The sequence below is a fragment of the Pseudomonas sp. BT76 TE3572 genome, from assembly GCF_050435365.1.
Taxonomy (GTDB): Bacteria; Pseudomonadota; Gammaproteobacteria; order Pseudomonadales; family Pseudomonadaceae; genus Aquipseudomonas; species Aquipseudomonas fluorescens_W.
Window position 1 is genome coordinate 2,356,184 of record NZ_JBNDKE010000001.1, and the last position, 19,506, is coordinate 2,375,689.

Annotated in this window: 23 protein-coding genes and 2 pseudogenes; 10 read left to right on the forward strand and 15 right to left on the reverse strand. The window is 58.6% G+C overall.

Annotation, left to right across the window (positions count from 1 at the left end; translation table 11 throughout):
* The first annotated feature begins 31 nt into the window (after positions 1-31).
* Positions 32-1,254, forward strand: a protein-coding gene (locus ABH912_RS10835; protein WP_429510628.1) for an IS3 family transposase whose coding sequence is annotated in 2 segments (ribosomal slippage) — positions 32-383 and positions 383-1,254 — 1,224 coding nt in all. Because the reading frame shifts where the segments join, the coding sequence is not laid out codon by codon here.
* A gap of 41 nt (positions 1,255-1,295) precedes the next feature.
* On the opposite strand, the gene ABH912_RS10840 is transcribed toward ABH912_RS10835, so the two are convergent.
* From ABH912_RS10840 to ABH912_RS10850, 3 genes and pseudogenes are all read right to left on the reverse strand, one after another.
* Positions 1,296-1,511, reverse strand: a complete 216-nt coding sequence (locus tag ABH912_RS10840) for a hypothetical protein (RefSeq protein WP_046054153.1) — start codon at positions 1,509-1,511, stop codon at positions 1,296-1,298.
* Positions 1,512-1,528: 17 nt separating this feature from the next.
* Entirely contained in the window at positions 1,529-1,735 is a 207-nt protein-coding gene (locus ABH912_RS10845; RefSeq protein ID WP_429510629.1) for a DUF6021 family protein, read from the reverse strand.
* 94 nt (positions 1,736-1,829) lie between these two features.
* Positions 1,830-2,559: pseudogene (locus ABH912_RS10850) on the reverse strand (peptidase C39 family protein).
* Between the two features lie 167 nt (positions 2,560-2,726).
* On the opposite strand from ABH912_RS10850, the gene ABH912_RS10855 reads away from it, so the two are divergent.
* On the forward strand, positions 2,727-2,894 hold the full coding sequence (locus ABH912_RS10855) for a hypothetical protein (RefSeq protein WP_429510630.1): 168 nt from the start codon (positions 2,727-2,729) through the stop codon (positions 2,892-2,894).
* Between the two features lie 78 nt (positions 2,895-2,972).
* On the opposite strand, the gene ABH912_RS10860 is transcribed toward ABH912_RS10855, so the two are convergent.
* Positions 2,973-3,722, reverse strand: coding sequence for a TerC family protein (locus tag ABH912_RS10860; RefSeq protein ID WP_429510631.1), 750 nt, complete (start codon positions 3,720-3,722; stop codon positions 2,973-2,975).
* 28 nt (positions 3,723-3,750) lie between these two features.
* The gene (locus tag ABH912_RS10865) at positions 3,751-3,993 is read right to left on the reverse strand and encodes a hypothetical protein (RefSeq protein ID WP_033057308.1); all 243 of its coding nucleotides are present in this window, start codon (positions 3,991-3,993) and stop codon (positions 3,751-3,753) included.
* A gap of 135 nt (positions 3,994-4,128) precedes the next feature.
* On the opposite strand from ABH912_RS10865, the gene nhaR reads away from it, so the two are divergent.
* Positions 4,129-5,028 carry a transcriptional activator NhaR gene (gene nhaR / locus ABH912_RS10870; protein ID WP_008148408.1) on the forward strand — a complete coding sequence of 300 codons (900 nt, stop codon included), beginning with the start codon at positions 4,129-4,131 and terminating at the stop codon, positions 5,026-5,028.
* A gap of 4 nt (positions 5,029-5,032) precedes the next feature.
* Here nhaR and ABH912_RS10875 read toward each other — a convergent pair whose 3' ends face one another.
* The gene (locus ABH912_RS10875) at positions 5,033-6,187 is read right to left on the reverse strand and encodes an MFS transporter (RefSeq protein ID WP_429510632.1); all 1,155 of its coding nucleotides are present in this window, start codon (positions 6,185-6,187) and stop codon (positions 5,033-5,035) included.
* Between the two features lie 281 nt (positions 6,188-6,468).
* On the opposite strand from ABH912_RS10875, the gene sstT reads away from it, so the two are divergent.
* Positions 6,469-7,701: a serine/threonine transporter SstT gene (gene sstT, locus ABH912_RS10880; RefSeq protein ID WP_429510633.1), complete on the forward strand. Its 1,233-nt coding sequence runs from the start codon at positions 6,469-6,471 to the stop codon at positions 7,699-7,701.
* Positions 7,702-7,812: 111 nt separating this feature from the next.
* On the opposite strand, the gene ABH912_RS10885 is transcribed toward sstT, so the two are convergent.
* The 5 genes from ABH912_RS10885 to ABH912_RS10905 are packed head-to-tail and all read right to left on the reverse strand — an operon-like array spanning position 7,813 to position 11,926.
* Complete coding sequence (locus ABH912_RS10885) at positions 7,813-8,322, reverse strand: DUF1993 domain-containing protein (protein ID WP_033057319.1); 510 nt, start codon at positions 8,320-8,322, stop codon at positions 7,813-7,815.
* A 40-nt stretch (positions 8,323-8,362) separates the two neighbouring features.
* The gene (locus ABH912_RS10890) at positions 8,363-9,883 is read right to left on the reverse strand and encodes an ArnT family glycosyltransferase (RefSeq protein ID WP_429510634.1); all 1,521 of its coding nucleotides are present in this window, start codon (positions 9,881-9,883) and stop codon (positions 8,363-8,365) included.
* A gap of 3 nt (positions 9,884-9,886) precedes the next feature.
* Positions 9,887-10,165, reverse strand: a complete 279-nt coding sequence (locus ABH912_RS10895) for a lipid-A-disaccharide synthase N-terminal domain-containing protein (protein ID WP_033057324.1) — start codon at positions 10,163-10,165, stop codon at positions 9,887-9,889.
* A complete protein-coding gene (locus ABH912_RS10900) occupies positions 10,162-10,902 on the reverse strand; it encodes a glycosyltransferase family 2 protein (RefSeq protein ID WP_033057326.1) in 741 nt (246 codons plus the stop codon). The genes ABH912_RS10895 and ABH912_RS10900 overlap by 4 nt, the downstream gene beginning before the upstream one ends.
* A 46-nt stretch (positions 10,903-10,948) precedes the next feature.
* Positions 10,949-11,926 (reverse strand): NAD-dependent epimerase, encoded by a 978-nt coding sequence (locus tag ABH912_RS10905; RefSeq protein ID WP_429510635.1) that lies wholly within the window; start codon positions 11,924-11,926, stop codon positions 10,949-10,951.
* Positions 11,927-12,237: 311 nt separating this feature from the next.
* Between ABH912_RS10905 and ABH912_RS10910 the strand changes: the two genes are divergently transcribed.
* A complete protein-coding gene (locus tag ABH912_RS10910) occupies positions 12,238-12,885 on the forward strand; it encodes a YceH family protein (RefSeq protein ID WP_074878482.1) in 648 nt (215 codons plus the stop codon).
* Between the two features lie 7 nt (positions 12,886-12,892).
* On the opposite strand, the gene ABH912_RS10915 is transcribed toward ABH912_RS10910, so the two are convergent.
* Positions 12,893-13,411 (reverse strand): cupin domain-containing protein, encoded by a 519-nt coding sequence (locus ABH912_RS10915; protein ID WP_415757210.1) that lies wholly within the window; start codon positions 13,409-13,411, stop codon positions 12,893-12,895.
* Positions 13,412-13,423: 12 nt separating this feature from the next.
* On the reverse strand, positions 13,424-14,275 hold the full coding sequence (locus ABH912_RS10920; RefSeq protein ID WP_033057336.1) for a shikimate 5-dehydrogenase: 852 nt from the start codon (positions 14,273-14,275) through the stop codon (positions 13,424-13,426).
* 245 nt (positions 14,276-14,520) lie between these two features.
* Here ABH912_RS10920 and ABH912_RS10925 point away from each other — a divergent pair, with 245 nt between their 5' ends.
* The 3 genes from ABH912_RS10925 to ABH912_RS10935 all read left to right on the forward strand — a co-directional run bounded on the left by ABH912_RS10925 (position 14,521) and on the right by ABH912_RS10935 (position 15,605).
* Positions 14,521-14,892, forward strand: coding sequence for a hypothetical protein (locus ABH912_RS10925; RefSeq protein WP_033057339.1), 372 nt, complete (start codon positions 14,521-14,523; stop codon positions 14,890-14,892).
* A 235-nt stretch (positions 14,893-15,127) separates the two neighbouring features.
* The gene (locus tag ABH912_RS10930) at positions 15,128-15,322 is read left to right on the forward strand and encodes a hypothetical protein (protein WP_003179723.1); all 195 of its coding nucleotides are present in this window, start codon (positions 15,128-15,130) and stop codon (positions 15,320-15,322) included.
* A gap of 100 nt (positions 15,323-15,422) precedes the next feature.
* Positions 15,423-15,605: a hypothetical protein gene (locus ABH912_RS10935; RefSeq protein ID WP_033057342.1), complete on the forward strand. Its 183-nt coding sequence runs from the start codon at positions 15,423-15,425 to the stop codon at positions 15,603-15,605.
* Here ABH912_RS10935 and ABH912_RS10940 read toward each other — a convergent pair.
* Positions 15,602-16,663 (reverse strand): AI-2E family transporter, encoded by a 1,062-nt coding sequence (locus ABH912_RS10940; protein WP_429510636.1) that lies wholly within the window; start codon positions 16,661-16,663, stop codon positions 15,602-15,604. The two genes, ABH912_RS10935 and ABH912_RS10940, sit on opposite strands and share 4 nt — an antisense overlap.
* Before the next feature lie 163 nt (positions 16,664-16,826).
* On the opposite strand from ABH912_RS10940, the gene yegQ reads away from it, so the two are divergent.
* On the forward strand, positions 16,827-18,152 hold the full coding sequence (yegQ, locus tag ABH912_RS10945; protein ID WP_033057347.1) for a tRNA 5-hydroxyuridine modification protein YegQ: 1,326 nt from the start codon (positions 16,827-16,829) through the stop codon (positions 18,150-18,152).
* Between the two features lie 237 nt (positions 18,153-18,389).
* Positions 18,390-18,512, forward strand: a pseudogene (locus ABH912_RS10950) (IS481 family transposase); the annotation flags it as partial.
* 67 nt (positions 18,513-18,579) lie between these two features.
* On the opposite strand, the gene ABH912_RS10955 reads toward ABH912_RS10950, so the two are convergent.
* Entirely contained in the window at positions 18,580-19,293 is a 714-nt protein-coding gene (locus ABH912_RS10955) for a FadR/GntR family transcriptional regulator (RefSeq protein WP_429510637.1), read from the reverse strand.
* Positions 19,294-19,506 lie beyond the last annotated feature (213 nt).

Consider the following 19,506-nt stretch of genomic DNA (forward strand, 5'->3'; position numbering starts at 1 on the left):
ACACCTTCTGACCCATTCTCAGGAGGGAGTAATGAATACAGGAAAAAGGCGCAGTCAGCGTGACTACACGCGGACCTTTAAATTGTCGGTCGTCGATCAGGTCGAAAAAGGCGAGTTGAGTTATAAAGAGGCTCAAGAGCGCTATGGCATTCAGGGTAAATCGACCGTACTGAACTGGTTACGCAGGCATGGTCGGCAGGACTGGAGTCAAGGCGCGTCCATTCGCTCCAAGAGACCCCGTTCCATGGATGAGCCCGATAAACCACTGACACCCGAACAGCGAATCAAAGAGCTTGAAGAAAAGCTGGCCCAAGCCAACCAGAAAGCTCAGTTTTTCGAAGCTGTCGTTGATGTTTTGAAGAACGACTTCGGTGTTTCTGTCGTAAAAAAGCGATCCGGCAAGTCCTCTCCCAAGGGCAGATCCAAGACCTGAGCATCAGTCGGGCTTGCCAGTTCATGGGAATTTCCCGTCAGGCTTATTACAAGCGCAACCGGGCGTGTGATGCCCGGGCCCGTCATGCCCAGGAAGTGATGGGATTCGTGAGGGAAAAACGACTTAGGCAACCGCGCCTTGGCACCCGAAAACTTCACAATCTGATGCGCACTGAGCCAGAAGTGTCCGTAAAGGTCGGTCGAGACCGGTTATTCGATATCTTGCGAGATCGGCGCGAGCTGGTTCCCCGCAGACGGGCCTATCACAAAACGACAGACAGCCATCATCGCTTTCGCCGGCATCCAAACCTGCTCAAAGATGGGCCGATTCAGGTAGTTGCCAAGGCGCCAGAGCAAGTATGGGTTGCGGACATCACCTACTTACCGACGCAAACGGGTGTGGCTTATCTGAGTTTGATCACCGATGCGTACTCCCGAAAAATCGTGGGGCACCATGTCCATGAAAGCTTGCACACCGAATCGGTGATCCAGGCGTTCAACAAAGCCCTCAAGCAGCGGACAACGAAGCAATGTTTGGTGCATCACTCGGATAGAGGCGTCCAATACTGCTCCGAGCTTTATCAGCGGCTGCATGCCAAATACGGCATCACCTGCTCAATGACCGATGGCTACGACTGCTACCAAAACGCGTTGGCTGAGCGTGTGAACGGGATTTTGAAAAACGAGTTATTGCTGCATCGCCCCAAAAATTTTGCAGAGGCCATCCGGATGGTGGACGAGTCGGTGCAGATCTATAACAACGAGCGGCCTCATCTATCGCTGAAATACAAAACGCCCGATGCGGTGCATCGGGCGTTTTGAGGCTGAAACAGGTGTAAACCTATTTCAGGACTAGACAGGCGTTAATCATTGGGAAGCGGCATCTGGTCGTCATCCGGAATGCCGTCCCCGGCACTTGGGTCTTTCCAGCCTTGTGGATGCTCCGTGGGCACAACTACTGGCCTGGCCAAAGGATCCCTTAACGGGCTGTTCGGATCCATCACGGGGTCAACACCCTCTTCCGGCGTGGTTGGAACGCTATCCGGACGTTTGTCGTCGAAACTCGAATCGGTAGACATACGCACCTCACTCAGGCTCAGGGTTTCAGATCGGCGAGTGGATCGTAAGGCTTCGCAGGCGTCTTGGGGTTGTCGCCCGGCTTCACATCCCTGGGCGCTTTGGCAGGTCCGATGGGGTCGACCTGAGGATCGGCGAGATCCGGCGAATCGGGATCGAAGCCCAACTCATTACCTGAAGAATGCTCAGATGAGTGCGGGCCGACAGGGGTAGTGGAAGTTGCCATGGGCGCCTCCTTTGAGTCTGACCCGGAGAAATCCGGGCCCTACTATTTTAGAGGTCGGCAACGTGCAGGGGTGCCCGACAGATGACGAACGGACTTATTGCGCGTTCAGCGCTTTCTTCGCCCTGGCGGCCGCCTGCTCCTGACCTGCCTGGGCAAGGTCGCTCGCTGCCTTGAGCCAACGCTGTTGATCGACATTGGCTGGCAGTTGATTCGGCTTCTGGATCAGCACGGCCCAGCCACCGGCATCCTTGAGCGCCGATTCAAACGAACCGAAGCCCATCAACTCCCGACGATTCATGCCCGAGCGCAGCAGCACTGTCTGCTTCTGACGGTTGTACCCGGCAAGAATGGCGTAACGCGGTTCAGCCCAGAACGCCGAGCCTTCCGTGAAACGCACCATGACCGGGTAACCGGCCGCCACCTGGGTCAACAGTGCAGGCAGATTGCTGTCGAGGGGATAGACGACCATGCCGTATTCGCGAGCGAGGTTCTGCATGTTTTGCTGCAACTGGGCTTCGGCACCCGGCAAATGCAACGGTTTTTCGAGCAAACCTGGCGTAATCACAATGCCTTGCTGGGACAACATGCTGGCCAGCACCTGCGGCCCACTCTGATTCGCCACGCCACGGTAGAACGTGCCACTGAGCTCGACTCGCTCCGGCAGGCGCTTGATTTCAGGTGCCACACTCCCCGCGCAGCCCGCCAGACCGGCAACGCAGCCAACGACCAGCATTAAAGATCGAATTCGAGAAAATACCCGCACCATCATCACTCTCTTGATTTAGACGCCAGGCATTCGCGCTCCCGGCTTGGCCGTCGATCATAGGACGCCGCGCGGCAGCGGTATAGCCTTAACCGGCAGATGATGGCATTCGATAGAGCGAACTGATTGATCACCGCCGACCTTTGGTCAATAGCCTGAAACACAGCAGCGACTAGACTGTCATGTGCAAAGAGTGTGTGCCCGCAGCAGGGCGAAGAGGAGGCACTGATGAGCCTGACAATGACCATTGTGATGTTGATTTCTGGCTGGCTGGCCGTTGCCGCCGCCATGTTATGGGGAGTCCTGCGCATTACCCGCCGGCACCATCATCCAGCTCAGTCGACGCCAGCGGCGAAACCCGATAAACCCGCTGAACAGCACGCTACCGCGCATTGACCGACAACCCTTATGTACCCAAATAAAAACGGCCGCCTGGCTCTTTCGAGCACAGGCGGCCGTTTCGTTTAACGCAGGTTATGCTTCAGCGGCGATACGCTTCTGCTTTGCCCGTCGCGACATCATGTTCAAACCCTCGATCGTCGCCGAGAACGCCATGGCCGCATACACGTAGCCTTTCGGTACATGGGCGCCAAAGCCTTCGGCGATCAGTGTCATGCCGATCATGATCAGGAAGCCCAGCGCCAGCATCACCACCGTCGGGTTGTCGTTGATGAACTTGGCCAGAGGATCAGCCGCCAGCAACATCACCAGCACCGACACCACCACCGCGATGATCATGATCGGCAAATGCTCGGTCATGCCGACAGCGGTAATGATGCTGTCGATGGAGAACACCATGTCCAACAGCAAGATCTGACCGATCGCGGCGGCAAAGCCCAAGGTCACGGTCGAGGTGGCCGACGTCGGATCATCCGGCGCAGGGTCCATGCTGTGATGGATCTCGGTGGTCGCCTTCCACAACAGGAACAGGCCGCCGGCGATCAGGATCATGTCCTTCCAGGAGAACGTCTGGCCGAAGATATCGATCACAGGCTCAGTCAGCTGGACGATGAACGCGATGGTGCTCAACAGCGCCAGTCGCAGGATCAGCGCCATGCCGATACCAATGCGCCGCGCCTTCTGCCGGTGCTGCGCGGGCAGTTTGTTGGTCAGGATCGAAATGAAGATCAGGTTATCGATGCCGAGCACGATTTCCATGACGATCAACGTAGCCAGGGCGACCCAGGCGGTGGGGCTTGCAGCAAGTTCTAAAAGGTATTCCATGGGTCAGTCCTGACTCTTTTAAGACGGTTTAGATTTCCTGGGACGACGATTCGGTTTTAGCTTTCTCTTCGCCCGAATGTTCTTTCTTGCTGATAAGCCCGCCAGTGGCTTCACTGATTGCCTGCTCTGCGGCTTTGTGGGTGTCGTCGATCGCTTGTTTGGCGGTTTCGGCAGCCTTGCCCATCAGTTGCTGAGCGCTTTTTTCGGCCTGTTCACAACCGGCCAGGACCAGTAAAGACGTGATCAGCAGTGCCGTGGTTTTAAGCTTCATGATGCTTTCCTCGATAGAACAGACAGGGCCGAAAAGGCCACCCGTCGATAGCGGAGCATTCTAAGGAGGCAAACACTTCAGGAAAATTCGTATTTTTAGCGTCTATACTTCGGTTTTAACGAACTGTAGGTCGTCATGCTCAACTATCGGCAATTGCATTATTTCTGGGTGGTGGCCAAGACAGGCAGCATCGTGCGCGCCTGCGAGCAGCTGAATCTGACGCCGCAGACCATCAGCGGGCAGATTTCCCTGCTCGAACAAACTTATGGCATCGAGTTGTTTCGCCGGGTCGGCAGGCAGCTTGAGCTTACGGAGGCCGGCCGTCAGACCCTGCCCTACGCCGAGCAAATGTTTCAGCTGGGCGGCGAACTGGAGCTGATGCTGCGAGCACAGCCCAATGAACAGCAGATTCTGTTTCGGGTTGGCGTGGCCGATGTGGTGCCCAAATCCATCGTCTATCGCCTGATCGCGCCGACCATGGAATTGAGCGAGCCGCTGCGCATCACCTGTCGCGAAGACAAACTGGAACGCCTGCTCGCCGACCTGGCGATCCAGCGGCTCGACCTGGTGATTTCCGACAGCCCGATGCCCTCGCACCTGGACATCAAGGGCTACAGCCAGAAACTCGGGGAATGCGGGATCAGCTTCTTCGCCACCGCTGAACTGGCGGCGCAATACGGTCAGGATTTCCCCCGCAGCCTGCACGGCGCACCGCTGCTGATTCCAGGCCCGGAGACCGTGGTGCGCAGTCGCTTGCAGCGCTGGTTTGCCGAGCAGCAGATCCAGCCGCGCATCGTCGGCGAGTTCGACGACAGCGCCTTGATGCAGGCTTTCGGCCAATCCGGCAGCGGGATCTTCATCGGCCCGAGCGTGATTGCCGATGAGGTAATACGCCAATACGGCGTGGAATTGATTGGCCAGACCGACGCGGTGACCGAGTCGTTCTACGCCATTTCGGTGGAACGCAAGGTCAAGCACCCCGGCATTGTCGCCATTACCGAAGGTGCCCGACGCGAGTTGTTCACCGAGATGTGAGGGGTCAGGCGCAGACTTCGCGGGGCTTGAAGGTCATCAGCGCGATGGCCAAGAGGATCGAGGCGAGGATAAAAGCGGCCGCCGCGAAACCAAGACCTTGCAGGCCTACACCGTCAATGACCCGACCACCAATCATGGCGCCCAGGCCGATCCCGAGGTTAGCCCCGGCAATGTTGAGCGATGCCGCGAACGCCGGCGCTTCGGGTGCCGCCTTCATCAATCGAACATGGCTGACCAGGAACAACGCCGCCTGAGTCACGCCCCAGATCCCCATCGCCGCCGCCAGACCCAGCGGCGAATGGATGTTCGGCACCAACGCCACCAGGCCGGCGATCATGAACGCGCAGAACATCATCGAGGCGATCAGCGGATGACGATCCACCGCGCGGCCGCCCAGTGAGTTGCCGATCAAGCCGACCGCGCCGAAGCCCATCAGGCACCAGCCGACCACTGTGCCGTTGAAACCGGCCAGGCGCTCAAGAATGTCCGCCAGGTAGGTATAAGCAGTGAACATGCCGCTAAACACCAGGATCGACAGCAACACATGCCCCACCATCAGCGGGCTGCGCAGGATCCTGAACTGCGAGCGAAAGCTCACCTGATGCTGATGCAGATTGGTTTTCGGCAGGTAGATAAACAGCAGCAACGCCTTGGCAAACGCGATCACCGCCAGAATGCCGAAGGCACTGCGCCAGCCGAATGCATCGGAGATCAGTGTGCCCACCGGAATGCCGAACACCGTGGCGCAGACAATCCCGAAACCAATCTTGGCGATGGCGCGACCGGCGTAGTCCGGGCCGACAATGTCCACCGCGGTTTCACTGGCCAGCGCCCAGAACACTGGCAGCCCCAACGCGGGGATCAACCGAGCGGCGGCCATCACCCAGATATTCGGCGCAAACGCCGCGAGGGTGTTGGCCAGGCCGAACATGATCAGCACCGAGATGAACAATTTGCGGCGCTCGAACCTCGCGAAATAGGCCGTCAGGAACGGCCCGAATGCAGCGACCGTGAAGGCGAACAAGGTCACCAGCAAACCCGCCTGGGGGATGCTGACTTCAAGGTCTCGAGCGATCGCCGGCAACAGGCCGACGATGACGAATTCCGTGGTCAGCACCGTGAAACCGGCGGCAGACAACAGAAGGATGGGCAACAGCATGCAGAACTCCAGAAAACGACGACACCAGCGATAACCCGAAGGCCCACTGGCATGACTTGAAAATGAGGATGGCGAATCTTAACAGAGTGTTTCCGATCAGGGTTGCACGAACCTGCCGATCTCGTTGCCCTCGCGGGCGGCAGATCGTCACAGGTCTGAAGGATGAAGACCACGCTGTGATAAAGTCCGCGCCCTGCGATACGTACACCTTGTTCATCGGCCATTGATTGGCATTGATGTCGCGATACCCCCGCACCTAAAAAAATCAGAGATGCCGTTTTATGACCGCTCCAACCCCTTCGCTATGGTTACGCCTGAAACGCTTAAGCCTGGTCACACAAATCATCATCGGCCTGATCGCCGGGATTGCCCTGGCCCTGTTCGCGCCGGAGGTGGCGAAGTCCACCGCGTTCATCGGCAAAGTCTTCGTATCGGCACTGAAAGCCGTCGCGCCGATTCTGGTGTTCGTGCTGGTCATGGCCTCGATTGCCAACCATAAGCACGGCCAGGAAACCCACATCCGACCGATTCTGTTCCTGTATCTGCTGGGAACGTTTGCGGCGGCGGTGGTGGCTGTTGTCGCCAGTACGTTGTTCCCATCGAGCCTGGTACTGGCCACTCACGACGTTGCGGTTACCGCGCCGGGCGGAATCAGTGAAGTGCTGCAAAGTCTGCTGCTGAGCGTGGTCGACAACCCGGTCAGTGCGCTGATGAATGCCAACTTCATCGGCATTCTGGCGTGGGCTATTGGTATGGGCATTGCCATTCGCCATGCCGGTGACACCACTCGCGAAGTGCTCGGCGACTTGTCGAACGGCGTGACCTTGATCGTGCGCTTGGTGATTCGTTTTGCGCCGCTGGGCATTTTCGGCCTGGTGGCTTCGACCCTCGCCACCTCCGGTTTCGGTGCCTTGATCGGCTATGTGCATCTGTTGGCGGTGTTGCTGGGTTGCATGCTGTTTGTGGCGCTGGTGATGAACCCGGTCATCGTGTTCTGGAAACTGCGGCGCAACCCGTATCCACTGGTGCTCACGTGCTTGCGCGAAAGCGGTATCACCGCATTTTTCACCCGCAGCTCGGCGGCTAACATTCCGGTCAATCTGGAATTGAGCAAGCGCCTGGGTTTGCACGAAGACACCTACTCGGTCTCTATCCCCCTGGGCGCAACCATCAACATGGCGGGTGCGGCGATCACCATTACCGTGCTGACACTGGCCGCCGTGCATACGCTGGGCATCGCCGTGGACATTCCGACCGCCATCCTGCTGAGCATCGTCGCCGCGATCTGTGCCTGTGGCGCTTCGGGCGTGGCGGGCGGTTCGTTGCTGTTGATTCCACTGGCGTGCAGCCTGTTTGGCATCCCCAGTGAAATCGCCATGCAGGTGGTGGCCGTCGGGTTCATCATCGGTGTGCTGCAGGACTCGGCGGAAACTGCGCTGAACTCCTCCACCGACGTACTGTTCACCGCGGCGGCGTGCCTGGGTGAAGACGAGAAGGCTCAGCGTCTGGCGTAAAGCAAAGATCAAAAGATCGCAGTCGAGTGCAACGAGGCTGCGATCTTTTGATTCACAAAAAAAAGCCCGCCAAGGCGCGAACCTTGGCGGGCTTTTGTGTATCAGGGCGGTTTAGAACGCGCCCATGTAATCGCGCTTGCCCACTTCCACACCGTTGTGACGCAGCAGTGCGTAGGTGGTGGTGACGTGGAAGAAGAATTGCGGCAGACCGTAGGTCAGCAGGTAAGCCTGGCCAGTGAAGCGCTTCTCTTTCGGCGTGCCCTGACGGGTGATGATTTCGATACCTTCCTTGCCATCGATCTGTTCCGGTTTGATCTCGCCGATGAAGGCCAGCACTTTGGCGATCAGCGCTTGCAGCTCGGCGAAGGTGGTTTCGGTGTCGTCGTATTTCGGCAGTTCAACTTCAGCCAGACGCGCGGAAACGCCCTTGGCGAAATCAACGGCGATCTGCACCTGACGGACCAGCGGGAACATGTCCGGGTACAGACGGGCTTGCAGGAAAGCATTTGGGTCGATGTTCTTGGCAGTGGCGTGGGCTTCGGCCTTGTTCAAAACATCGCTCAGGGCGTTGAGCATTTGTTTGAAAACCGGAACGGAAGCGGCGTACAGAGAAATAGTCATGGCAGTCTCGTGTTGTGACAGGAGGGAAACGTGGGAGCGATTATAGCCATGAGCGGTCCCAGGTGAAGCGATAGATATTGGCTGGCTGTCCGGGATGACAACGACCGTTATCAGCATCGGCACCAACAATCGACCACTGCGCACGCGAAGTTTCGCCCAGTTCACGGGCGGCCTGAGGATTGAAACACTGGCTCAGCAGTTCATCCGGCACCAAGGCGTACGCCTGAGGGTGTTCGCGCAGCCATTGAGCGGCCTGCTCGACCGTGGAGCCGATCATCCCGAAATGCACGATCGGCTGTCGGGCGAACAACCAATGGCCTTCGCGCCAGTTGACCAGCACCAAGTCTGCGCCTTGAGTCATTGTCGCTGCTTGCGCCATCAGCGCCTCGTGGGGATTGGGTCCGTCCTTGACCGGGTCGATGAAACCGCGAGCGAACCACAGCGTGAACCACGTGACGGCCAACACCTGAAATACCCGCCGACCGCGCGGGCGCGTGCCGAACCAGCGCTTGAGCAGCCACGGAATCAGCGGCGCGGCAACCAGCACCAGCCCTGGCAACGCCGGATAAATGTACAACTTGCGTTTGCCGCTGCTCAGGCAAAAGAACAGTACGACCAGTACAACCCAACCCAGCAGCACCAGCACTCGACCGTCGCGCTTGCGCAACTGCCTGCGCCAGGCGGGCACGAGCCACGGCAAGGCCAGTACCAACGGCAACCAGTATTGCGGGATGACGTTGACGAAGAAATACCAGAACGGTTCACGATGATCCCACGCTGCGGCATAGCGCCCCGCTGTCTGGCGCAGAAGAATTTCCCGCGCGTAGGCGATTTCGTCAGCGGCGCCATTGAATGCGATGGACACCGCCAAAGGCAGCAGCCAGATCGCGACGGCGCCAAGCACCACCAAAAGGCCCAGGCACCACTTGCGCGCCTCGCCCGGCATGGCCACCACGCCAGGCCAGCCTTTGCGCACCGCGTAGGCATACGGAATCAGCATCAACGCCGGGAGAAAGCCGACCCCTTTGGTGATCACGCCAATGCCCATGGCCGCGCAACCCGCGTAGAACCAACGCCAGGCGGGCCCGAGCAGCAGGTGACGGGCCAGGCCGTACATACCCAGAGAAGTGAACAGAATCAGAAAACTGTCGATCTGACCGGTCCGCAGAATGCTGTAGGTCTGATACGTGGCCAAGTACAACAGCGCGGCTGTTCGTCCGGCCTGCTGATTCCACAACCGGCGACCCAGGTCGTAAAGCATGGCCGTGACCGAAGTGGCAGACAAAAGCCCCGGAATATAAAGGGCAAGCGCGGGCATCCCGGTGATCCAGGTGAAAAACGCCACCGTCCACATGAAAATCGGTGGTTTATCGCCGTAGATCTCGGCGGCTCGGTGCGGAATCAGCCAAGAACCGTTGTGCAGCATCTCCAGCGCAACGCCGAGAAAACGCTCCTCGTCGACATTCTGCGGCTGACGCAGCCCGAATCCGGCGCCGACCAATAAAAGAGCAAGCAACATCAGCCCCAGGCATTCGACGCTGGGTGACAGGGTTCGGCGCACGGTTCAATCCTTCACGGTTGTGCTGCGGGCAATCAATTGCAGGTTGCGTAAATACACGATGGAGCCGAACGCCTGACCGGCGATGAAAACCGGGTCCTGTCGGTAAATGGCATAGGCGAACAGCAGCGTACTGCCGACGATGCTCAGGTACCAGAAGCTCACCGGAATCACGCTGCGTTTTTGGTATTCGCTGTACAGCCACTGCAGGACAAAGCGACCGGTGAAGGCGATCTGGCCACTGAAACCGACCACCAGCCACAGGGTTTCGCGGGACAGGTTCATCCTTCGATCTCCTGCGCATGGGCATGCAGACGCGTGCGCCTGATCAGCCACCAGACGCCGATCAGATCGAGAATGCCCACCAGGGCGCGGTCGATGTTTCCGTATTTGGAGACCCCGGCCGTGCGAGGCCGATGGTTGACCGGATGGGTGATCATGCGGCCGTTATGACGCTGGATCAGCGCAGGAATGAACCGGTGCATGTGGTCGAAGTACGGCAAGCGCAGAAACGCCGCGCGCTGTATCAGTTTCAGCCCGCAGCCGGTGTCCGGCGTCTGGTCCTTGAGCATGCGGCTGCGCAGTCCGTTGGCAAAACGCGAGGCCCAGCGCTTGCTCGCGGTATCGCGACGATTGACCCGGTGCCCGGCCACCAACTGAAGGTCGACGCGGCCCTGCTCACTGCGCACTAATGCCAGCATGCCGGGGATGTCCGCCGGGTCATTCTGACCATCGCCATCGAGCGTGGCCAGCCATTGGCCCCGGGCGGCGAGCGCCGCATGATAGAGCGAAGTGCTCTGCCCCAGCGAACGCTCATGGCGCAGGATACGCAACGTGTCCAGGCCGCTGTGCCGGGTCTGCCGCAGTTCCTGCAAGGACGCGTCAGTACTGCCATCGTCCACAACGATGATTTCATACGCCTCATCGGCCAGTGCGATACGGATTTCTTCGAGCAGCGATTTGAGATTGCTCGCCTCGTTCTTTGCCGGAATCAGCACGGATACAAATATGTCTTGGCTCATAGAGGCCCCTATTACCCTGGATTTTTTATTATCAAGGGCCAACGTTTTATCTCTGGTAAAAGTGGCGATACCACTTCACAAATTCCGCGACGCCAGCCTCAACCGTCACTTGTGGACGGAAATCGACCCACTGCGCCAATGCCGACACATCCGCCCAGGTCTTGACCACGTCGCCAGCCTGCAGCGGCAGGAAGTTGCGCCGGGCCTCCCTGTCCAATGCCGACTCCAGACACTCGACGAAATCCAGCAACGCCACCGGTGTGCCGCGCCCGATGTTGAAGATCCGGTTGGTGCCATCGCCAGGTCCGTCCGATAACGGCGGTCTTGGGCGCAGCCGCGCAATGCTTTCGACGATGTCGTCGATGTAGGTGAAGTCGCGCGACATCTGGCCTTGGTTGTAGAGGTCAATTGGTCTGTCGTTAAGGATCGCTTCGGTAAATTTGAACAGCGCCATGTCGGGGCGCCCCCAAGGTCCGTAAACGGTAAAAAAACGCAGGCCGCTGGCCTTCAGTCCATACAGATGGCAATAGCTGTGGGCCATCAGCTCGTTGGCACGCTTACTGGCGGCATACAACGAAATCGGATGATCGACGGGGTCTTCGACGCTGAACGGCATTTTGCTGTTGGTGCCGTACACCGAACTGCTCGATGCATAAATCAGATGCTCGGGGCGATGGTGCCGGCAGGCTTCCAGCACATTCAGAAAACCCGTCAGGTTCGATTGCGCATACACGTCCGGGTTGTCCAGCGAATAGCGAACGCCCGCCTGGGCAGCCAGATGGATAACCTCGGTGAAGCCGTGATCCTTGAACAATGCCATCAAGGCCGGTTTGTCGACGATATCCAGTGCCTGGAAACGAAAGCCCGGCAAGGGCTTCAGCTCCTTGAGCCGTGCGTGTTTGAGTTCCACGCTGTAGTAGTCGTTGAGATTATCGATACCGACCACCTCAAGACCTTCCTGACACAGGCGCTTGACCGTGTGATACCCGATGAAACCGGCGGCGCCGGTGACCAGTACGGTCATAGCGGGCGCGCGCCGATCAGCGCATTATTGCGGGTCGATGCCCACGTCAACTTCATGCCTTGCTCCACTGCACAATTAATAAGGCCGGTGACGTCGTCGATAGGAATTTTCGCCGTACCCGTGATGAGCCGCAGTCCGCTGCAGCCCTGCATACGGTGCACGTCTGATTGTTAAGATTACGTAACAGATTGATTTAGCTTTTGTGACCATTGCCAATCGTACGGCGACGAATTCAGTTGCCATTGGCACACGTCAATCTAAAGTGCATGCCAGCAGGAGAAAATCATGAACCCGGGAAGGAATGCAGAATCATGAGCACCGAGCAAGAAACGACCTTCGACGAGCCGCGACTCAACAGCACGGAAATCCGCATTCTGGGGTCGTTGATCGAAAAACAGGCCACCAGCCCGGAAACCTACCCGCTGACCCTCAATGCGCTGGTGATTGCCTGCAATCAGAAAACCAGCCGCGAGCCGGTGATGAACCTGACCCAGGGTCAGGTCGGCCAAAGCCTGCGCGCCCTCGAAGGACGCGGCTTTACCAAACTGGTGATGGGCAGTCGTGCGGATCGCTGGGAACACAAAGTCGACAAGGCACTGGAACTGGTGCCGGCTCAGGTCATTCTTGCGGGGCTGCTGTTCCTGCGCGGTCCGCAAACGGTCAATGAACTGCTGACCCGCAGCGGCCGCATGCATGACTTTGAAGATGCCGAGCAGGTGGTGCATCAACTGGAACGCTTGATCGCTCGCGGTCTGGCGCTGTTGATTCCGCGCCAGGCTGGTCAGCGTGAAGACCGCTACATGCACGCCTTGGGCGACCCGGCCGACATCGAAGTGATCCTGGCGGCACGGCAGAACCCGACAGAGCGTGGCGCGGGTGGCGGCGTATCGGTTGAGCGGATCGAAGAGCTTGAGGCGCGAATTGCGGCGCTGGAAGAGCGTCTGGCCCGCCTCGAATAACCCTGCGCTACTCGCCGTCCCAATAATCCACGCCGTCCGCCGGCCTGGCGACGGCGACGAAGCCCGAGGCATTGCCCTCGGCGTCGACCTTGAAGTCGTCCATCACCGCGTACTTGCCGGAATCCGGGTACTCGCAAATCTCCGGTGACTGCTGGGTGCTGACCGCCAGGTAGCGCAGCTCAGCGTTGCTGGTGTTGATGATCTGGTGCGCGGCTTCAGGGCCGCCCGGCGGACAGGCAATGACATCACCGGCGCGGACGGGAAAGCGCTCGGCGCCCAAGCGAATCTCCCCCTCCCCGGCCACGATGTAAAACATCTCCTCGTTGACCCGATGACTGTGAAACGGGCTGCCACGCATCCCCGGTTCCAGCGCATACAGGCGATAACCCAGCTTCTGCGCGCCCAGTTGCTGGCCGATGCGCGCCTGCCGTTGCTGATAGCGGTCGGCGGTGTCTCCCGTCGGGGCAAACGCTTCGGGCAGCGGCTCAAGTTCGGCCTGATCCAGATTAAGAATGGCAGGATGCATGAGTCACCTCAGTCACGGTTTCGCTTGCGGGGCAGCAGGATAGCCAAGGCCACTTCGGGCAAATTCCACGGCGTTGTGAAACTGCTCATCGGTCGGTCGCACCCCGGTGTACAGCACGAACTGCTCCAGCGCCTGGATCGCGATCACTTCCAGCCCGGTGATCACTCGCTTGCCTTCAGCACGAGCGCGCACAATCAACGGTGTTTCCGAGGGAACTGCCACTACATCGAAGACAATCTCGGCAGCAGCGATGGTTTCAACATCGAACGCCAGCTGATCGGCCTCGGGGCCGGACATGCCAATCGGTGTGACGTTGATCAGCATCTGCGGCCGCTCCGAACCCAGCTCCGCTTGCCATCGATAGCCCAGCGAGTCGGCCAACGCCCGTCCGGAACGCTCGTTGCGGGCAACGATCAGGCCATTTTTGTAGCCACCATCGCGCAAGGCGCTGGCCACCGCCTTGGCCATGCCGCCGCTGCCGCGCAGGGCAAAGGTCAATGCCTTCGGCACCTGGTGGGTGTCAAGTAACTGGGCGATCGCGATGTAGTCGGTGTTGTAAGCCTTGAGATGGCCGTCAGTGTTGACGATGGTGTTGATCGATTGAATGGCCGCAGCGGAAGGATCCAGTTCATCGACCAGCGCAATGCAGGCCTCCTTGAACGGCATCGACACGCCGCAACCACGAATCCCCAGAGCGCGAATGCCGCCAACGGCGCCTGGCAGATCCTGACTGCTGAAGGCCTTGTAGTAAAAATTCAGGTCCAGTTGCTCATACAGATGATTGTGAAACCGCAGGCCGAAGTTCCCGGGACGTGCGGAAAGCGACATGCACAGCTGGGTGTCTCTGTTGGGGTTCATCTGCATGAAAAATCTCCTTGAATAGCACTTTCAGATGGACGGGATTAGCCAATCCATCGGGTCTGATCGATCATAACGGTGTGTCTGTACACGGCCTCACAGAACCGTAAAGAAGCGAGTACAGACCTTACACAAAATTTACCCAACGGCTGTGCTGATTTTGAAAAAAACGCTGTCTTAAAAGTATCCCCGCGACAATCCTTGGGTCTATTGCAGACACAAGCGCAGGGGCGAAGAACCGAGGAACTATCATGATCCGTAAAATCCCCACAGTAGCCTTGCTGATCGGTGCTCTTGCTATCGCAGGGCAGGCAGAAGCTGGCGGCGGTCACGGCGGTCACGGTTGGGAAGGGCCGGCGGTATTTGGCGCGATCGTTGGCTCGGCCATCGTCGGTTCGGCCATCATCAACAGCAATCGGCCGGTCTATGTACAGCAACCGGTTTACGCTCAACCACAACCGGTTTACTACGCCCCGCCACCGGTTTATTACCAGCCGGCACCGGTCTATGTGCAACAACCGGTCTATTACGGCCCGCCGCCGGTTTACTACGGACCGCCACGTGGTTATTACGGTCCACCGCGCGGTTACTACGGCCCTCCCCACGGCTATGGCCGCTGGTAACGGAATCATCAGGCCCCGCCTCAACAGCGGGGCCTTTTTTGTGACCGTCCGTCGGCAGAAGTCTGGATAAATCTCGCCAAGGTCGCTGTCGGGACAGTCTTTGCGGTTCAAATTGGCAAGATTGACTCGCCGCCCTTCCCCCGCTTCGGGGAAAACGGTCATATTTATGTCATGTCGGGTCCGCACTCTTGGATCTGTCCGTTAACAACAGGTTGATAAAAACAAGGACGACCTCATGCCCACGCAAAACCCGCACCGTATTGTCGGCTTGTGCACTTCCAGCAAGGTGTACAACGCACTGACCGAACTCAAGCACCTGGAAGGCCATCGCAGCGCCAAGTTTCTTTCGCTGCTGGCAGAAAACCTGGTGCGAAAAGGCCTGCTCAACGAGCAGGAAGTGGTTCATATGCTGGATCTGGTGGTCGACTGAAGCGAAGCCTCATTGGCATCAATGACGACTATCGAAAGCGTTGATTGTCCGTTCAAGCGTCCGGCCCGTAAGGTAGCTCCATAGATTGATGGAGGTACTTATGTCCCAGGTTCAGATCATGTCCGTTATCGGCAGCGCCGTTCCCGCATCACTTAGAGAGCTCGGATTGCTCGCCTGTTGGTACCTGGTGCAGGACGGCGAACCGATCAGCGGCCCGCTCACCTCACTGCCGGCCGCCCAGGCACTGTCGCAACGCATCGGCCAAGGCCATATCAGCGCTTAAGGCAGCTGTACCCGCGGCTTGGTTTCAATAAAGATCGCCCAGCTCGACATGAACAGCGCAGCGATCAGCGGCCCGATCACAAAGCCATTGAGGCCGAAGATCGCCAGACCGCCAAGGGTCGAGATCAGGATCAGATAGTCCGGCATCTTGGTATCCTTGCCCACCAGGATCGGTCGCAGCACGTTGTCCACCAGGCCGATCACAAAAACCCCGAACAGCCCCAGCACCACGCCCTGCCAGATCGCTCCGGCGAACAGGAAAAACGCCGCCACCGGCGCCCAGACGATCCCCGCCCCCACCGCTGGCAACAGCGACAGAAACGCCATCAGCACCGCCCAGAGCAACGCGCTCGGAATATCCAGAAACCAGAAAATCAAACCGCCCAAGGCGCCCTGCGTGATCGCCACCAGCAGGTTGCCCTTCACTGTCGCCCGCACCACACGATTGAACTTGAGTTGCAAACGGCGTTTCTGGTGCTCTTGCAGCGGCACGGCAGCGCGTACTTTGCGGGCCAGTTCGGCGCCGTCCCGCAGAAAGAAGAACAGCAGGTAGAGCATGATGAAAAAGCTCACCACAAAATCGAACGTGCCTTGGCCGAAACTGAACGCCTGCGTGGCGATAAACTCATTGCCTGTCACCGCACTCTTGATGATTTTCTCCCGCAGCCCGTCCAGCTCACCTACCCCGGCCCGATCGAGCAAGTGCTGGAAGTACGGCGGCAGGCTGTGTTTGAAATGCGTCACGTACCCGGCGATGTCCAGTTCGCCGCTTTCGATGCTCTTGTACACCGAGGTCCCTTCCTGGACCAGCAAGATACTGAGGACAATCACCGGCAGAATCGCGATCACCAGACAGATGCTCAGGGTGAGCAGCGACGTCAGGTTGCGCTCCCAGCCGTATTTCAGTTGCAGTCGTCGCTGCAGGGGCGCGAAGAGGATGCCGAGGATCACCGCCCAGAACACCGCGCCGTAAAACGGCAGCAATATCCAGATGAAGGCGACGGTGACCAGCCCCAGCAAGATCACCAGTGATTTGTTTTGTACTGTCTCTTCGTTCATGTCCGATCCATGTCAGTCCGCAAGGACACAATGTCGCGCCCTGATACTTAGTCCTCCACGGTTCGCGCGAGTGCCATCCGTTTGTTCATCAAGCATAGATCCAGATCAATGAACCCCACGGGCAAGCCGCTTACTCTCGGCGGCTTTTGTGACCGACTCCGCCATGACTCTCCTGCCTCCAGAACTGCTCGCCCCCGCCGGCACCCTGAAAAACATGCGATATGCCTTCGCCTACGGCGCCGATGCGGTGTACGCCGGTCAGCCGCGCTACAGCCTGCGGGTGCGCAACAACGAATTCGATCACGCCAATCTCGCCCTCGGCATCCACGAGGCCCAGGCTCAAGGCAAGCGCTTCTATGTGGTGGTGAACATCGCCCCGCACAACGCCAAACTGAAAACCTTCCTTAAAGACCTGGCGCCGGTGATTGCCATGGCGCCGGACGCGCTGATCATGTCCGATCCAGGCCTGATCATGCTGGTCCGCCGGCACTATCCGCAGATGCCGATTCACCTGTCGGTACAGGCCAATACGGTGAACTGGGCCAGTGTCGAGTTCTGGCAGCAACAAGGCTTGAGCCGGATCATCCTGTCGCGAGAACTGTCCCTGGAAGAAATCGCCGAAATCCGCCAGCAAGTCCCGGCGATGGAGCTGGAAGTGTTCGTCCACGGCGCCTTGTGCATGGCCTATTCCGGTCGCTGCCTGTTGTCGGGTTACATGAACAAGCGCGACGCCAATCAGGGCAGTTGCACCAATGCCTGTCGCTGGAAATATTCGGCGCAAGAGGCCACGGAAAATCAGCTCGGCGAGATCGTGCAGACCTTCCAGCCCGAACCGACCCTGGGCATCGGCGCCCCGACCGATCAGGTGTTCCTGTTGCAGGAAGCCAATCGGCCCGATGAACTGATGCCGGCCTTCGAAGACGAACACGGCACTTACATCATGAACGCCAAGGACCTGCGCGCGGTGCAGCACGTCGAGCGCCTGACACAGTTGGGCGTGCACTCATTGAAAATCGAGGGCCGGACCAAATCCCATTTTTACTGCGCGCGAACCACTCAGGTTTACCGCCGGGCAATCGACGACGCGGTGGCCGGTCGTGAGTTCGACCGCAGTCTGATGACGGATCTGGAATCCCTCGCCCAGCGCGGCTACACCGAAGGCTTTCTGCGGCGGCACGTGCATGACGAATACCAGAACTATCAGCACGGCAGCTCTGTTTCAGAGCGGCAGCAATTTGTCGGCGAGCTGACCGGCGAGCGGCGTGACCGGATGGCGGAGGTCAAGGTGAAGAATCGATTTGGTCTGGGCGACCACATGGAGCTGATGACGCCCAAGGGTAATTTCCACTTTGATCTGCATCAGCTGCAGAACGTAAAAGGCCAGCCCATCGACGTGGCGCCGGGGGACGGGCACACGGTGTATCTGCCGATTCCGGATGCGGTGGATTTGCGGTTTGGGTTGTTGATGCGGGATGTGGGTGTCGCTTAGATCCCCCCTCACCCTAACCCTCTCCCAGAGGTAGAGGGGACTGACCGATGTGTTCTTAGGACGACATCGACCTGAAATTCCGAGCCGAACTCAGGTTTGAAAAACACAAAGATCGGCTCCCTTTCCCCCTCTCCCCTCTGGGGAGAGGGATGGGCGGGTAAAAACCGGGTACATCCTTTACGTTTGAGACCGGGGACATGGTTTACAGGTATCAATCATGGTCAGGAGGTACTGACCATGCCCTGGAATCGAGAGTCCCCGATGGATCAGCGAGTGAAATTAATCCATGACTGGCTTAGCGGCAGTTACAGCAAGAGCCAACTGAGTCGACGATATGGCGTTAGCCATCGAGCCGGTGATTGAGTGTGTCGTCGAGCAATTGGCCTCACCAGCGCCTGATCCAGACTGGCGCCCACAAAATGCAGGGTCAGCGATCGGCCGAAAACCGGTCTCGACTGTTGGTCAGGTGCAGCCACATGGCCGCCCGCGCCGCGTCCGGATCCTGGCGTTTGATCGCATTGAGAATCGCCTCGTGCTCAAGGTTGGCCAGTTGGCCGAGCTTGCTCAAGTCCACTGCGCCGCGCTCGGCGGCATTGACGCGGGTGCGCGGGATCATGGCGCTGCCCAGGTGCTGCATGATTTCGGTGAAGCACACGTTGCCGGTGGCTTCGGCGATCAGCAGGTGGAAGCGCTTGTCGGCTTCGACGCAGCTGTCGTTGTTGGCCAGCAGGCTTTGATAGTCATCCAGCGCTTCGCGCATCTGCGTCAGTTGATGCTCGGTGCGACGAGTTGCCGCCAGTGCGGCGGCCTGGGTTTCCAGACCCATGCGCAACTCCAGAATGCTGCGCACCCCCAGCGCGGTATCGACGTTCAACCGCAGCCCCTGCTCCGGTGCTCGTTCAATCACAAAGGTGCCGATGCCGTGGCGAGTTTCCACGAGACCGGACGCCTGCAACTTCGAGATCGCCTCGCGCACCACCGTGCGACTGACCCCGTGCTCCTGAACAATCGTGTTCTCGGACGGCAGCTTATCCCCGGGCAGCATCTGGCCGAGCAAGATGCTCTGGGTCAGTTTGGCGACAAGGTCATGGGCCAGGTTGTGGGTGCGCTTGCGGGCAGGCGCGTCGAGGTCTTCTTGCATGGCGATCATCCGGAAGCAGGGCTACCGGAATCGTAGCACTGCGCTCGATGGGAATCTCAAGAAAACACCCACCTACTTGTATGACAACACTCAACAAATCGGCTATTCGAGACCACAATAAAGGTCGTACATCACGGAAAAAGAATAACAAACGCTCTATAAAGCGCCATTTTGTTGGGCAATCACTCTTGCGTGATGAAAAAACGTAGTTGT